At 48.9% G+C, this 14184-nt stretch carries 13 protein-coding genes; 3 read left to right on the top strand and 10 right to left on the bottom strand.

Annotation, left to right across the window (positions count from 1 at the left end):
* Nucleotides 1-31 precede the first annotated feature (31 nt).
* The 5 genes from LCH85_00620 to LCH85_00600 all read right to left on the bottom strand — a co-directional run bounded on the left by LCH85_00620 (nt 32) and on the right by LCH85_00600 (nt 3515).
* Nucleotides 32-415: a VOC family protein gene (locus tag LCH85_00620; GenBank protein MCA0350472.1), complete on the bottom strand. Its 384-nt coding sequence runs from the start codon at nt 413-415 to the stop codon at nt 32-34.
* A gap of 49 nt (nt 416-464) precedes the next feature.
* On the bottom strand, nt 465-1841 hold the full coding sequence (locus tag LCH85_00615; protein ID MCA0350471.1) for a HAMP domain-containing protein: 1377 nt from the start codon (nt 1839-1841) through the stop codon (nt 465-467).
* Entirely contained in the window at nt 1838-2533 is a 696-nt protein-coding gene (locus tag LCH85_00610; GenBank protein MCA0350470.1) for a response regulator transcription factor, read from the bottom strand. The genes LCH85_00615 and LCH85_00610 overlap by 4 nt, the downstream gene beginning before the upstream one ends.
* A gap of 74 nt (nt 2534-2607) precedes the next feature.
* The gene (locus LCH85_00605) at nt 2608-2943 is read right to left on the bottom strand and encodes a hypothetical protein (protein MCA0350469.1); all 336 of its coding nucleotides are present in this window, start codon (nt 2941-2943) and stop codon (nt 2608-2610) included.
* Between the two features lie 2 nt (nt 2944-2945).
* The gene (locus LCH85_00600; protein ID MCA0350468.1) at nt 2946-3515 is read right to left on the bottom strand and encodes a DUF4405 domain-containing protein; all 570 of its coding nucleotides are present in this window, start codon (nt 3513-3515) and stop codon (nt 2946-2948) included.
* 207 nt (nt 3516-3722) lie between these two features.
* Between LCH85_00600 and LCH85_00595 the strand changes: the two genes are divergently transcribed.
* Both LCH85_00595 and LCH85_00590 read left to right on the top strand, forming a co-directional pair.
* Entirely contained in the window at nt 3723-4457 is a 735-nt protein-coding gene (locus tag LCH85_00595; GenBank protein ID MCA0350467.1) for a hypothetical protein, read from the top strand.
* Between the two features lie 261 nt (nt 4458-4718).
* On the top strand, nt 4719-5711 hold the full coding sequence (locus LCH85_00590) for an ADP-ribosylglycohydrolase family protein (GenBank protein MCA0350466.1): 993 nt from the start codon (nt 4719-4721) through the stop codon (nt 5709-5711).
* Between the two features lie 84 nt (nt 5712-5795).
* Here LCH85_00590 and asnS read toward each other — a convergent pair whose 3' ends face one another.
* From asnS to LCH85_00570, 4 genes are all read right to left on the bottom strand, one after another.
* The gene (asnS, locus tag LCH85_00585) at nt 5796-7139 is read right to left on the bottom strand and encodes an asparagine--tRNA ligase (GenBank protein MCA0350465.1); all 1344 of its coding nucleotides are present in this window, start codon (nt 7137-7139) and stop codon (nt 5796-5798) included.
* Between the two features lie 104 nt (nt 7140-7243).
* Nucleotides 7244-7975 (bottom strand): hypothetical protein, encoded by a 732-nt coding sequence (locus LCH85_00580; GenBank protein ID MCA0350464.1) that lies wholly within the window; start codon nt 7973-7975, stop codon nt 7244-7246.
* Between the two features lie 548 nt (nt 7976-8523).
* The gene (locus LCH85_00575; protein MCA0350463.1) at nt 8524-9684 is read right to left on the bottom strand and encodes a response regulator; all 1161 of its coding nucleotides are present in this window, start codon (nt 9682-9684) and stop codon (nt 8524-8526) included.
* The gene (locus tag LCH85_00570; GenBank protein ID MCA0350462.1) at nt 9681-11000 is read right to left on the bottom strand and encodes a hypothetical protein; all 1320 of its coding nucleotides are present in this window, start codon (nt 10998-11000) and stop codon (nt 9681-9683) included. Before LCH85_00570 ends, LCH85_00575 begins: the two co-directional genes overlap by 4 nt.
* Nucleotides 11001-11235: 235 nt before the next feature.
* Here LCH85_00570 and LCH85_00565 point away from each other — a divergent pair, with 235 nt between their 5' ends.
* Complete coding sequence (locus LCH85_00565) at nt 11236-11802, top strand: DUF305 domain-containing protein (protein ID MCA0350461.1); 567 nt, start codon at nt 11236-11238, stop codon at nt 11800-11802.
* A 155-nt stretch (nt 11803-11957) separates the two neighbouring features.
* Here the strand turns inward: LCH85_00565 and LCH85_00560 are convergent, their stop codons facing one another.
* Nucleotides 11958-14183, bottom strand: coding sequence for a hypothetical protein (locus LCH85_00560; protein ID MCA0350460.1), 2226 nt, complete (start codon nt 14181-14183; stop codon nt 11958-11960).
* Nucleotide 14184: the final 1 nt, after the last annotated feature.

The following is a 14184-nucleotide window of genomic DNA, read 5'->3' as shown; positions in this document are numbered from 1 at the left end:
GCTATCGGACTATTACCCTACATCTCGGCGTTTAACTTTGATACATTTGAACCCAATTGCCACAGGTATCGTCGAAGGTCGTGGCAAGCGTTGGCCCCATTTCGGCGGGCGGGCCACGAAATTCAACCCCCAAGCCCTGCATACGCTTATATTCGGCCTGAATATCTTTGACCGCCAAGCTCAAACAGGGAATACCATCGTTTTTCAAGGCAGCTTGGTAGGCTTGGGCCGCCGGATGATTATTCGGTTCTAACACCAGTTCAACTTCATCGGGAGTTTCAGGCGAAACCACGGTCAACCATAAAAATTCGCCAACTGGTACTTCAACTTTTTTGATAAAGCCCAAGACTTCAGTATAAAACTTCAAGGCCTTGGCTTGATCATCGACAAAAACGCTGGTCATTTTAATTTGCATCGTACCCACCTATACTAAACGAACATATGTTTCATTATATCGTAGATTGTCAAGCAATCGGCAAGCTAATAATAAAGCTCGTACCTTCGCCCAAGCTTGATTCAACCTCGATTTGGCCTTCATGCGCTTCAACAATCGCCTTGACGATCGCCAACCCCAAGCCTGTAGAGGCTTGATCTTCGCGTTGGCGCGAGCTATCGCCCCGATAGAAACGAGCGAAAATATAGGGCACATCAGCAGGATCAATGCCGCTGCCAGTATCGCGAATAATCAATTGAACCTGTTGGGCTTGGCGTTTGGCAATCAGGCTAATACTGCCTTGTTTTGTATGACGCAGTGCATTACTAACTAAATTATTCAAGACTTGGGCCATGCGATCAGTATCGACCGAAACCGATGGCAAGCCAGCTTCAGTTTCTAATTTAAGTTCGATATTTTGGCGTTCAGCCTGCACAAAAGCACTCAAAATCGTGCGCTCGATCAAAGCCGCCGGATCAACCAAACGCCGATTGAGTGAAAGCTCGCCAGCATCGGCCAACGAAAGCACGCGCAAATCGTCAACCAAGCGTTGCAGATGGGTCACTTCATCAAAAATCACAGTGTAAATGGTCTCTGATGGTTGTAAAACGCCATCGCGCAAGCCCTCAGCATAGCCCCGCAAAATGCTCAAGGGTGTACGCAAATCGTGAGCTAAATCAGCGGTCATCTGTTTGCGCAAATGGGTGGCTTTGCTCAAATCGGCACTCATATGATTAAACGAGCGGGCCAAATCGCCAATTTCATCATTGGAACGCACCGCAACTTGCTGCTCCAACTGGCCAGCCGCCATAGCTTGGGTTGCGACCGTCAGCTCACGCAACGAGCGAGTTAGGCGACGAGCCAAGAATGTGCCCACCAACAAGGCTACGCTAGTGGCAAAAATCGCACTGACCCCAATTGCCCAGGTAATCCGTTGATCAAACGAATCTTGCGGGCGTGGCCCATCTTTGGCGATTTGATCAGCACTTGGCGCTGGCGGTTGAGCTGTTTGGATCATGCCAAAAGCGATGTAGCCAACCGTTTGATTGGCAACAGTTAAAGGTTTGGTTGCATTTAATGTAGCTTGATCGGCGATCATGCCCGGTACATACGGGCCGTTGGCCAAAATCACCTTGCCATCGCGATCAAACAGCGTGGCGCTGCGGCGATAATAGGCCAAATTAGCCTCTTGATTTAATGCCGCTTCCAAGCCATCCCACGTCGAATAGCTCATATAAAAGGTGGTGACGGCGTTGATTAATTCGGTTTGATCGCGCTCGGATAAAAAGCGATCAAACTCGGTGCGGGCACTTTGACGCGCCAATAAGGCCACGACCACAGCCCCAATCAAGCCAACCCCCAAAAAAGCCAGGGTTAATTTCCATGTCAGTGAGCGTAACATCATCATTCAGGCCGTTTCGGGCGGGCAAAACGATAGCCAACCCCATACACAGTTTCGATATAGCGCGGATTTTTCGGATCTGGCTCAATTTTGCTGCGCAAATTGCGAATATGCACATCGATCGTCCGTTCATAGCCTTCGTAAGCCTGCCCCGAGGTGCGATCAAGCAAATCCAAGCGCGAAAAAACATGGCCAGGCGAGGCCATCAAGGTTGCTAAAATTTCAAATTCCGAGGGCGTAAGATCGACAGTTTGTTGGCCAACCATCAAGGTACAAGCCGAACGCTCCAACACAATCTCGCCAATTCGCAGCACATCGGCTTGGGGCTGGGCTTTGTAGCTGCGGCGCAGCACCGCGCGAACCCGTGCCATCACTTCGCGTGCATTAAATGGCTTGGTAATATAATCATCAGCGCCTAGTTCTAAACCAATAATTTTATCGTGATCTTCAATTTTGGCAGTTAATAAAATAATTGGCGTTTCAGCTTCTTTATTCCAAGCTCGCATAAAATCGAGGCCACCAAGTTCGGGCATCATAATATCGAGCAAAATTAAATCGGGCTTGACATCACGCGCAACATACAAGCCTTCACGACCATTCTTGGCCTCAAAAACATTAAAGCCTTCATTTTGTAGATAGCTACGTAATAATTCACGTAACTTTGCTTCATCATCGATAACCAAAATTGTCTGAGCCATTATGCGTTTCCAATCTCCCGCAACGGGTTCAAAAGGCGCAACGCTGGGCATCGTCGCGCCTTACAACCAAGCAGCTAGAGCCATACAATATCGCGGCGACGACGCAGCCTGCGCATCCCAAAAGCCACAAGTGCAATAATCAGCGCCATAATACCAGCATTGCGAATGATATGGCCAAAACCGCCTTCGTGATGATCGCCACCACGCTCACGCCCGCCAAACTCTGGCCGTGCGCTGCTAGTCGATTGATCGGTTGAGCCAGCGGCTTGTTCGCTATCGATCGTCAATTGGCGTTCAGGCCGGCCACCCGCAAACCCAGCCGCCGAACTACTTGGCACAATTGCGACCAAGCCGCCAATTACCAAGGCCACCGCCAGCGCAATGATTAATATTCGTCCGAGTAATTGCATGATTATTGCTCCTTCGTAGCTAATTGAACAGCTGGTTTGTGGAAACGTTTGGTGATTGGCTGAATCAAATAGCGCTTGCTGGTGCGCACAATCCAATCCCAGTGCAAGGCCAAGTGCAAGCCAATCAAGAACACGCCAGCATCCGAAGCCAATCCGTGCAAGCTGCGCCAGGTCATATTGTTGGGCAATTCTAGCCCAAGCAGCGGCACAACCGTCTTAGAAATCATAATTCCGGTAAACATGATGATCGTCATATCAATAAACAAGCCAATATTTAAGATGTAATTGATCCGTTGTTGCCAAGCGACTTTACGAATATTTAAGATGTAATTGATCCGTTGTTGCCAAGCGACTTTACGAAAAATTTTCTTGGTAATTGCCACGATCCATTGCCAATGTAATAACAAGTGGGTAACCACCATCACCGCCAAGCCCATGCTCAACCACTCGTGAATCGGCTCGCCCGTGGCATTGGGAGCAGTTGCAATCAAAAAACTGAGTCCAATCACCAGATCGACAACATAATTGGTTTTGGTTCGATTGCCTTTTTTGACGTTGGTTGCCGTTTGCATATACTCATTCCTTTGTGCATCAGGTATTTCAAATCGCTGAAGGCAGTATAGAAAATGATTGTTCAAAGATTATGAAGAACTTTCGAGCAATCTATGAGGGATAAGCCCAATGGCTGAGGGCAATCGGTCTGAGGGCTATGGCTAAATCGCTCAAGCTTGGCTATACTGCCAGCAGATTCAAATTTATTTCGTGAGGAGGATCATCCAATGGCTAAATTAAACCAAATCATTGCGGTTGAAAAAGGGGTAAAAAGCCGCTCATTTTCGGAGTTGACCGAAGCTCACCAAGCTTTACAAAAACAAGCACTCTTAGCTGGAATTAGCCGCACTTATCGCCCAAAAGATGAAGAAGGTGAACAATTACCGCCTGAATCAACCAAAGTGCAAATGCGAGCCGAAGAAATTATTCGCCAAACTAGCGCGATTTTAACCCGTTTATTTGATGTTACTGCCACCAAAGATTGGACAAATTGCGTTGCCAAAGCTGATGTAGTCGTTGATGGGCAAACCTTACTTAAAGATGTTCCAGTTGCTTATTTGCTCTTTTTAGAAAAACAATTAGTCGATTTGCAAACCTTTGTGCGTAAATTACCAACGCTTGATGCTGCCGAAACTTGGAATCTTGATCAATCGAGCGATACTTGGGCAACCGAGCCAGTTCAAACCGTGCGTACCAAAAAAATTCCACGCAACCATGTTAAAGCCGAAGCAACCGAAAAACACCCAGCCCAAGTCGAAGTCTATTATGAAGATGTGATCGTTGGTTATTGGCGCACGATTAAATTCTCAGGGGCTTTGCCAGCTCGTCGTGTCAATGAATTGCTCGAACGGATCAGCAAATTGCAACAATCAGTTAAATTTGCCCGCGAAGAAGCCAATAATACCGAAGCTGTCGAGCAAAAAGTCGGCGAACGCTTCTTGAGCTACTTGTTTGGGGCGTAGCATTTAGGGTTCAGGGGCCAGCGGTTAGGGGTCAGATGTGATCCACGAAGGACATAAAGAGCACGAAGGCTGATTTGGCTATAGTCTATGGGCTTTTGGCTATCGAGATTCTTGTGCTACCACCGCATGCTCCGATAGCCTTTAGCCTACGGCCTTGGCCCCTCATTGCTATGGGCTTTTGGCTATCGAGATTCTTGTGCTACCACCGCATGTCCCGATAGCCCTTAGTCTTCAGCCTAGAGCCTCATTTAAGGTTCTACAATGCAAACAACCATTCCTTGGCAACGCTATGTCGCATGTTTGGTCGGCGCAGCGATTGGCGATGCGCTTGGCACAACGTTAGAATTTCAGCGCCCAGGTACATTTGAGCCAATTAGCGATCTGCTTGGCGGAGGCGTGTTCAATTTGGCTCCCGGCCAATGGACAGACGATACATCTATGTTGTTGTGCCTTGCAGAAAGTCTAATTGAATGTCAGGGATTTGATGCACTTGATCAAATGCAGCGGTATCGGCGTTGGCTCAAAACAGGCCATCTCAGCAGCACTGGTGGCTATATCGATAGCGGGCGCACCATCCGCGAGGCAATTAATTACTTTATTCAAACAGGCGATGCTTTCGCAGGCGACCAAGATCGTTGGTCGGCGGGTAATGGCTCGTTAATGCGCATTGCGCCAATCGCTCTTGCTTATGTCAATAATCCTCAACAGGCTGATGTTTATGCCGCAGCCAGTTCACGCACCACCCACGGCAACCAGGTTGCGATTGATGCCTGTCGTTATTACGTTGGCTTAATCATTGGTGCGTTGTATGGGTTGCCCAAGGCCCAACTTTTAGTCCCCAACTATCATCCAATCCCTGATTATTGGCAACAGCACCCACTTAGCCCTGAAATTGCCGAAATCGCCAGCGGCTCGTTTAAGCAACGCCAACCACCAGAAATTGAAGCTTTGGGCTATGTGCCACGCACGCTTGAAGCAGCGTTATGGGCGTTTTACCACAGCAATTCATTTGAAACAGGCTGTTTATTAGCAGTTAATTTGGGCAATGATGCTGATACGACCGGAGCAATTTATGGGCAACTTGCCGGAGCCTATTATGGTGAAACGACGCTGAGTTTGCCATGGGCCAATAAAATCGCCCTCAAACAAACAATTTGGAAGTTTGCGGTTAAATTGTATCTTTTGGCCTTTTTTAACCACGAAGGACACGAAGCGCACGAAGGGTCAGGATTAAAGTATAATTTTAATGCCTGACCCCTAGCCCTTGAATCCTGATCCCTCTGCGACTCTGCGTTAAAAACTCCCGATTCCCGATCTCCAACAACCGCTCCCCAAAACTTATGGATAAATCCGGTACAGTTGGCGTGGGAAAGGAATCGCCTCGCGGATGTGGCGTGTGCCTGCTAGCCAAGCGACACAGCGTTCGATCCCCATACCAAAGCCTGAGTGCGGCACACTGCCATAACGGCGCAAATCCAAATACCATTGGTAATCGGCGACATCAAGGCCATGTTCACGAATGCGTGCTTCGAGCAACTCGGCATCGTGAATCCGTTGTGAGCCACCGATAATTTCGCCATAGCCTTCGGGCGCGATCAAATCGGCGCAACGCACCACTTCAGGGCGGCCTTCGGCTGGTTGCATATAAAAGGCTTTGACCTTGGTTGGATAGTTGTAAATAAATAATGGCTTATCAAACAAGCTGGCCAAATAGGTTTCGTGGGGAGCGCCAAAGTCATCGCCCCATTCCAAATCAGCTAGTGGTGCATTATCGGGAGCAACGGTTGCTCCAGCGGCCACACCTTGCTTGATTTTTCCAATCGCTTCGTCATAGCTAATGCGAGGGAATGGTGGCACAATATTTTCGAGCTTCGAGGTATCGCGCTCTAAAATTTTGAGATCTTCTTCGCAGCGATCAAGCACGCGTTGGACGATATACGAAACGAAATTTTCTTGTAATTCCATATTATCGTCTTGATCAGCAAAGGCAAATTCTGGCTCGATCATCCAAAATTCGGTCAGGTGGCGACGCGTTTTAGATTTTTCAGCCCGAAAGGTGGGGCCAAAACAATAGACGCGGCCAAAGGTTGCCATACCCGATTCAACATAAAGCTGGCCAGTTTGGGCCAAATAGGCATTACCCAAATCGAAATATTCGGTGGCAAACAAGTCACTGGTGCCTTCAGCAGCGGTTGCCGTAAGAATTGGCGAATCGTAGCGCACAAAATGTTCGCTATTCAAATATTCTTGGGCCGCCGCAATTACTTGTGCACGAATGCGCAGCAAGGCATGTTGTTTGGCGGAGCGCACCCACAGATGGCGATGTTCCATCAAAAATTGGGTGCCATGCTCTTTGGGGGTAATTGGGTAATTTTGGGTTAGATGCACAATTTCGATATCAGTAACATCTAATTCAAAACCCAAGCTCGAGCGTTCGTCGGCGCGAAGTGTACCATGGATATAGCACGAAGATTCTTGAGTTAATTCTTTGGCTCGCGCAAAAACTTCTTCGCTGACATTCTTTTTAAACACCACACATTGAATGGTGGCGGTACCATCGCGTAATTGAATAAAAACCAACTTGCCTTTTTCGGTTTTATGATAGACCCAACCAGCAAGTTTGACCGCTTCGCCAACATGGTCGGCGCTATCGCGGATATACATCGAGGGCAGCAGTGCCATAGATGCTCCTTCCAACAAAACAACACAATGGCGATGCACCAAGGCACCGCCATATTTCTCGCAATAATACCATGTACTGCCGCAACCAACTACTTGAGAAGCAATTATGCCGATTCATCGCCAGCATCAAGTATTGCCAACTCTTCGGCAGTCGGGGTTTGCGAAACCACCTTGCCAAAGATTTCGCGCTCTTTGTTATCGCGAATCATAAAGGCTCGTTTGCGAGCTTCTTCTTCGCCATACTTGCGCACCGACACCGAAGTTCGATGGATTTCATTCGGGCGAGGACACCAAGTTATTTCGTAGACATCGCGCAAATAGACTTCGCCTTTGCGGTTGCGATCCTTGCGGCGTACTCTGGTTACACCAATTTTGCCCGTGGCGTTGCGGCGACTAACCGTGACCACCGGACGATCAGTTCGAGGCTTGCCCAATTCACGTTCAGCCTCATCGCGGAAGTCTAGGGCAGCAGCTAAAGCGCCTTCGCGACCATCGTAGAGCATATCACTGAAGAATTTAACTCGTTGTTGGCCTTTGTAAAACACCCGTACATACCAGCCATGCGTCCGCTTGATCTCACGATCAATCCGGCTGATGCCTTTGTAGTGTACCTCAGGGTCAACCGTTTCAATGTGGGGTCGCCCTCGTTCGCGCTTGATCGAATCGCGATACTCTAAAGCATTGCGCAGCGCATTACCAGAGCCATTGAACGCATTGTCGCTGAAAAACTTGCTGAACAGTTCACCGTCGATCCTCACCCGCACCCACCAACCATACGAATTGGCCTCGACGTTCTCAATCCGTCGGATGTTTTTGTACTTTTGTTGTGTTGCCATATGCATCCTTGTCCGTTGGTGTAGAGCCTCCAAAATACAGCTCTCGTGCGGCCTAAAGCCGTAAAACCTAGCACGATTATAACCTGAAAACTCGTTCTTGAATCTATGCAGTTAGCCCTATCTACATGGGTAGCTTTTGGATCACCACAGTTGGTACGTGGCTTCCTAGCAACTATGGGCAGTTAGCGGGCGAGTGGGGGATGTAAAATAAATCGTTTCAATCCTTGTGGTGAGGGTCTCGATCACCTCATGGATAACACTCGCAAAAAGTGGATCGTAGTTGGTCTAGCCTACATACCATTGTAGCACATTGGTATGACTAATTGCAATATTACGTCAAGCAAGCATCAGTAGCCTTGATCCCAGTGTTTGGATGCGACAATAGCTCTGTAAAAAACGTTGCCAAATCACCTCCCACCGTGGGGTATTTTGCGGGTGATCAATTGTTATGCCCAAAATCCGAGTTAAGCATAACGATTGGGATGGTTCATGGATTGCTCAATCATAAATGCACAAAAGAAATCAATTATGTCAAATAAATAATTTCCTCATGACACGAGGCCATGTTTTTCCAGTCGATAGAGCAATTGATGGCGTGATAAACCCAATAATTCAGCGGCGCGGGTTTTATTACCATTGGCTTGTTGCAAGGCCTGTTGCAATAAACTGCGTTCGACTAATTCAAGTTGCAAGCCGTTTGCGGGCAAAGCAATCGGTTCAACCGTGGCACTTGCTAAATCACGTGGTAAATGTTCAGGCTGAATCCGCTGGCCTTTGGCCGCCAAGCTAGCTCGTTCAAGCACATGGCGCAATCCTGGCAAATTCGCGCTCCATTGGCTTTGTTCAAGCTGCTGGAGCGCCTCAGAACTGAGCATTGATTGGCCCAGCCAATACTCGGCCAACAAGCCAATATCACTGCGGCGCTGGCTGAGTGAGGGGAGATGCAGCGTTGGAATCATTTGATTCGGCGCTTCAAGGCTGGTCAGAAGTACACATGCCGCAAGTTTTCGAGCGAGTAGCCAATCCAACCAGCCTAACCCATGGCGAATAATGATACTGCCTTGGCCCGCCTCGGCCAGTGCCGCCTCAAGCATTGATTCGTTCAACAATGCACCATCAAGCTCAATCAGCGGTGCATGCTGGCGCTGGCTGATAGCATGGGCATACCGCGCTAAGTGAGCCTTGCCCACGCCCGCCTCACCCACCAAAACCAACAAGGGCAAGCGATCGATCATGCGTTCAAGCTGCTCGCGGCAAGCCACCCATGCAGGATGGCTGCCGATCAAATCATTGATCATGCGCTGTTGCTGTTGTTGGCGCAAACGCCGTAGTTCTTGTTGTAGCGCAGCGCGTTCCAAAGCTCGTTGTAGTTTGAATCCAATTTCTTCCAAATCAAAGGGCTTGCGCAAATAATCAGCAGCGCCCAATTGCATGGCCTCAACCGCGCTGGCCACCGTGCCATACGCCGTCAAGATCAAGACAACGACTTCAGGCCAGCGCTCGCGCAAGCGGGCCAAGGTTGCCAAGCCATCCATGCCCTTCAACTTGAGATCGAGAATCACCACATCGGCAGGTTGGCGGCTCATCGCGGCCAAGCCATCGTTGGCATTCGCGGCTACCACCACGTCGTAGCCTTGGTCGCTCAAGGCCTCGCTGAGCACCCAGCGCAAATTGGCTTCATCATCGATAACTAATAGGCGTTTGGTCATTGCTCAGCTCCTTGGTTCACAAGCGGCAAGCGTAAATAGGCTAATGTGCCGCGATCGGGCGCAGGCTCAAGCCGAATTGATCCGCCATGTTCGGCTACGCTGCGTGCCACCAACGCCAAACCCATGCCCGTACCTTCATCGCGAGTTGTAAAAAATGGATCGAAAATCCGTTCGCGAATCGCTGGATCAATCCCTTTGCCTTGATCTTGGATGCGAATTTCGAGCTGGTGGGCCACAACCAAGCTCTGAATCTGAATAATTTGACCAGCTTGGCTGGCTTGTAATGCGTTCAACAAAAGATTTAATAGAATTTGCCAAATTGCATCGCGATCAGCTTCAATCGATAATTCAGGCTCGACGCTAGTTAGTTGGAGTTCAACCCCATATTCTGTGGCCAAAGGCTGACAGGTAGCCACAAATTCAACTAATAATTGGTTGATCGCCAAAGGCTGGCGCTGTAATGCTTGGGGATGAGCATAATCTAACAGTGAACTAATCAGTCGATCCAAACGATCAACCTCGCTATTAATGACGCTGGTATAGCTTGCCAAATGTGGTTGTTGAGCCAATTTGGTTCCCAGCAGTTGGCTGGTGGCTCGCACCACGCCCAAGGGATTACGGGCTTCGTGGGCCAAACCACCAGCCAACTGACCCAAAGCTGCCATCCGTTCAGCCTGACGAATCCGCTCAGCGATGGCTTGTTGTTCGCGAATATCTTCAAACACCAAAACCGCGCCAATCGGCTGGCCTTGCAGATTATGCAAATCGGAGCGCCGCACGGCCAAGGCAATTTGATTGAGTTGGATTTCGCTGTAGCCATTAGTTTGGGGCAGTTGAGCAAGGGCTGGCCTTGGCTCTAATAATGCTTGAGCGGTTGGATTTTGCAATTTCAACTGGTGCTGCTCGATGGTTGCCACGCCGACAGGCAAACTTGTCAATACATCGTGAATATACACATGCAAGGCTTCGGCTCGACTATGGGCTTGCTGTTCGCGCTCGGCCAATGTGCCAACCAAAGCTGCAACTAGCACCAGTGTCGCCATTTCGAGGCCATTATCAAGCAAACTGTTGGCCGCATGCGCATCGAGCCAATGGGCATGTGGCAGATAAACCAATGCAGTGAACAGCGCCAAGCCCATGCCTGCCCAACGACCCCAGATCACCGCCGCCACACCAACAGGCACATAATACAAACTGCGATAAATCGAGTGGTAGGGCAATAGATGGGCACTGGTCAGATAATGCAGCGCCGTGATGATCAACTCGCTGCTAAGCACAAACCACAGCCAATAGCGCTGCTTAATCGATTGAAGCATGATCAGCCTCGTCGTTTAAAGGTTGTTGCTTTTATTGTAAGTTTGTTCTGTTCAGCAAACAATTTTTTACAAAATTTCGATAATTTGATTGCTAAAACCGTAGCAAATGCCACAATCTGTAGCAAATGCCACAGCCCAATGCCGCAAGTTTAGCTCAAATTGACCAAAATTGGCCTGTGCGCAGCAATTTGGCTAGGCTAAAGCTAGTTCAAGTTTAGCTGAAAGGAACCACCAGATGCGGCGATTTATGATGTTTCTCGGTTTATTCGCAGTTTTAACTGGTTGCGGTGCAACCAGCCAAACCAGTTCAAGCACCAATGATCATGGCGCTGATCACGCTACCGAAGCTCCAGCAATGGATCATGGCAGTATGAGCATGAGCGATCTACAATTTCTTGATGGCATGATCGAGCATCATCGCGGGGCAATCGCCATGGCCAAGGATGCTCAAAGCCAAGCCAGCGATCCACGGGTGCAGGAGCTAGCCAAGCAAATTATCGCAGCCCAAGAGCCAGAAATTGTGCAATTGCAGGCCTGGCGCAAAGCATGGTTTGGCGATGCGCCAGCTAGCGATTTAAGTGCGCTGCATATGGGTTCGATGGATGTGCCAGCAGGCAGCAAAAGCTATGATCGCCGCTTTTTAACCGCCATGATTAGCCATCACGATGGGGCGATCGCCATGGCCCAAAGTATCAAAGCGAGCACCCAACGTGCCGAACTCAAAACCTTCGCCGAAGCGGTTATCACAGCCCAAACCGCCGAAAATCAACAAATGGATACTTGGTTGCAAGAAATTAAGTAGGGGCTAGCTAGGGGTTAGGAGTCAGGGACTAGGGGTCAGGGATTAGGAACTTAAATACTTACTTCGTGCTCTTCGTGTCCTTCGTGGATCAAACCCTGACCCCTGAATCCTGACCCCTAGTCCCTTCGTGTCCTTCGTGGATCAACCCCTGACCCCTAAGGAATTAGCTTGATAAAACGCAATAATGCGCCTTCTTCACCAGGCTCGCCGAGGGTCACCGTGCGCACAAATTCGGCTTGCTGGCGACTAATTGAGCCAGAGTGGGCAATTTCATTGCGCAATTTATACAATTGCATCAAATCACTCACTACAGTTTTAAAAGTGGCTTCGCTATGACCAAATGCCATTGCCCGTTGAATAAATATTTTCCAATTAGGATCGTAGCGTTGATTCTTTAATGCATGGTTAACGGTGCCAAAGGTAAACCCTAGGCTTTCGAGCGGGAAGCCTTTATAACGCAACTGCTGATTGCCACCACAGCCATAATACAAGCGCTGTTTGAGTTCATGCTCAACCGCCCGAACATATTGAACTGCCACCGCCGCCCAATCGCTAACTGGGTGTTTCGAAAACTCGCTCCAAGCAAATTCGCCAGAAACCAACATATCCCAAACTGATTGTGGCAGGCCATGTTGATGTTTTTGATAATTGGCATATTTGCCAAACACCCAACCTAATTTGTCTTCAATCGACTGAATATCGGGCTTGATAAAGGCACGATAGCTATCAACCAGCTCGCCAACCCGCTCAAGCAACTGTTGACGAGCTACATCAGCCTCTCCATCAGTAGCCTCAACTGGTACTTGCTGATTCAAATGCTGTTTGAGTTGGTCAATCGCTGTTTGGAGTTGGTCTATATTCAATACGCGTTTGACATATGGCGGTAATTGCTGAATTTGAGCTTGCATAATATGGCAACGTTTGGGGTTGCGCAGACAATCATTCACAGGACTTACCAGATCAACTCGCGATTGATCAATATGTGGTTTGGGGCAGAAGATCAAGCCTTGATTGATCGGAATGGTTGGTTGGCCCTGTTGCGGTCGCCAAGTATCAACGTCGGGCCACGCTCCATGGCAATCGATAGCTGGGCGCTCAGGCAAATAGCCAATTGCATATTCGAGAATTGCGATGATGCCCTGCTCAAGTTGGGCCTGGGCTTGCATTGGCCGAAGCTCAAAAAGTTGAATCTTGGTATCGTTGAATACAATTCCATGATAACGGTCTGGATCAGGCTCAACCGTCGTTTTCAAGCCTTCAATATTTGGCAGAATCAACGCGCCATGATGAGCATCGATCAGTTGTAAATCGCCAAGCATGCGTTTGATCGCACCCGTCGTGCGGCTAGGAGCATTGGTGGTATAACATTTGGCATCAAGAATGACGCTTGGCTCTTGCCAAATCGTGCGTCCATCATACGCAACCTTCAAGCTATTGCGGCGCTTGATCAAATAATCAGGCCGTTCGCCAGGCGCACCAATCCAAGCAAGTTGGGCGGTTGGGGCACGATCGTAGATTAATTCATATTCGTGATCGCGCCATTTAAAGTGTAACTGCAAGCGATCAACACTGACAATTGGCGCAATTAAACAATCCTTGATTTTGAGCAAATCAAGGATTTCTAAGGCTAGCCAGAGTTGATAGAGCAAACCAGCTTGCTCAGCCTTGCCCAAACTGAATGCTGAGGTCGCGCCACTCGCTTGAATATGCAGTTGTTCAAGTTTTTGCAGCCAGACCACCAAATCACGGTAGGCATTCTGCGAACCTGTTGCACTAGCACTTACCTCGGCGATCAGTTCTGGCAAATTGGCCAACTCCGATTCGCGATTAAGTTCTTGCAGATGTGGGCGAGCCAACTCACGCTGAATTCGCTCCAATAATAGGTTGAGATCACGTTGTTCAAGCTCAGTCAAGGGCACATCGCTGAGCATGGTTTCGCTCAAGAGTTGTTCAATCAATTGGCGATAGCGTTGTAGCCCAGCCACGACCAAGCGGTTTTGGGGTGTTGCAAAGCTTCGGCTGCGCAAGGTGGTTTGAAAACTCATCGGCGGCTGATCAGGGAATTGATTCCAGGCTTGTTGCAATGAACGGCCCCAATTAATTTGGCCGCGAATTGGCGAATGTTCGTTGAGATGTTCGCGGGTAGCCTGAAAGCTCATTTGGCGATGAATCCGCGCTAAAATATCATCAAAGAGTTCATCAGCCAGCACCAACACTTTGGTAAGCAGATCGTAGGCTTGCAACAAGGCAATCGGTGGCAAGCTGCTGGCTTGATAAAATTCGCGAAACCGCCCATGAAAGGTTGTTCGATCATGCTGGAGCAGCAGCCGCGCAACCCGCCGTTGCAACTGGGCAGTTAATTCGTCAAGCATTATTGGCATA

It is taken from the genome of Chloroflexota bacterium (assembly GCA_020161265.1).
Lineage (GTDB): Bacteria > Chloroflexota > Chloroflexia > Chloroflexales > Herpetosiphonaceae > Herpetosiphon.
The sequence above is the reverse complement of the archived record's forward strand: the minus strand, read 5'-3'. Positions and strand labels throughout refer to the sequence as shown.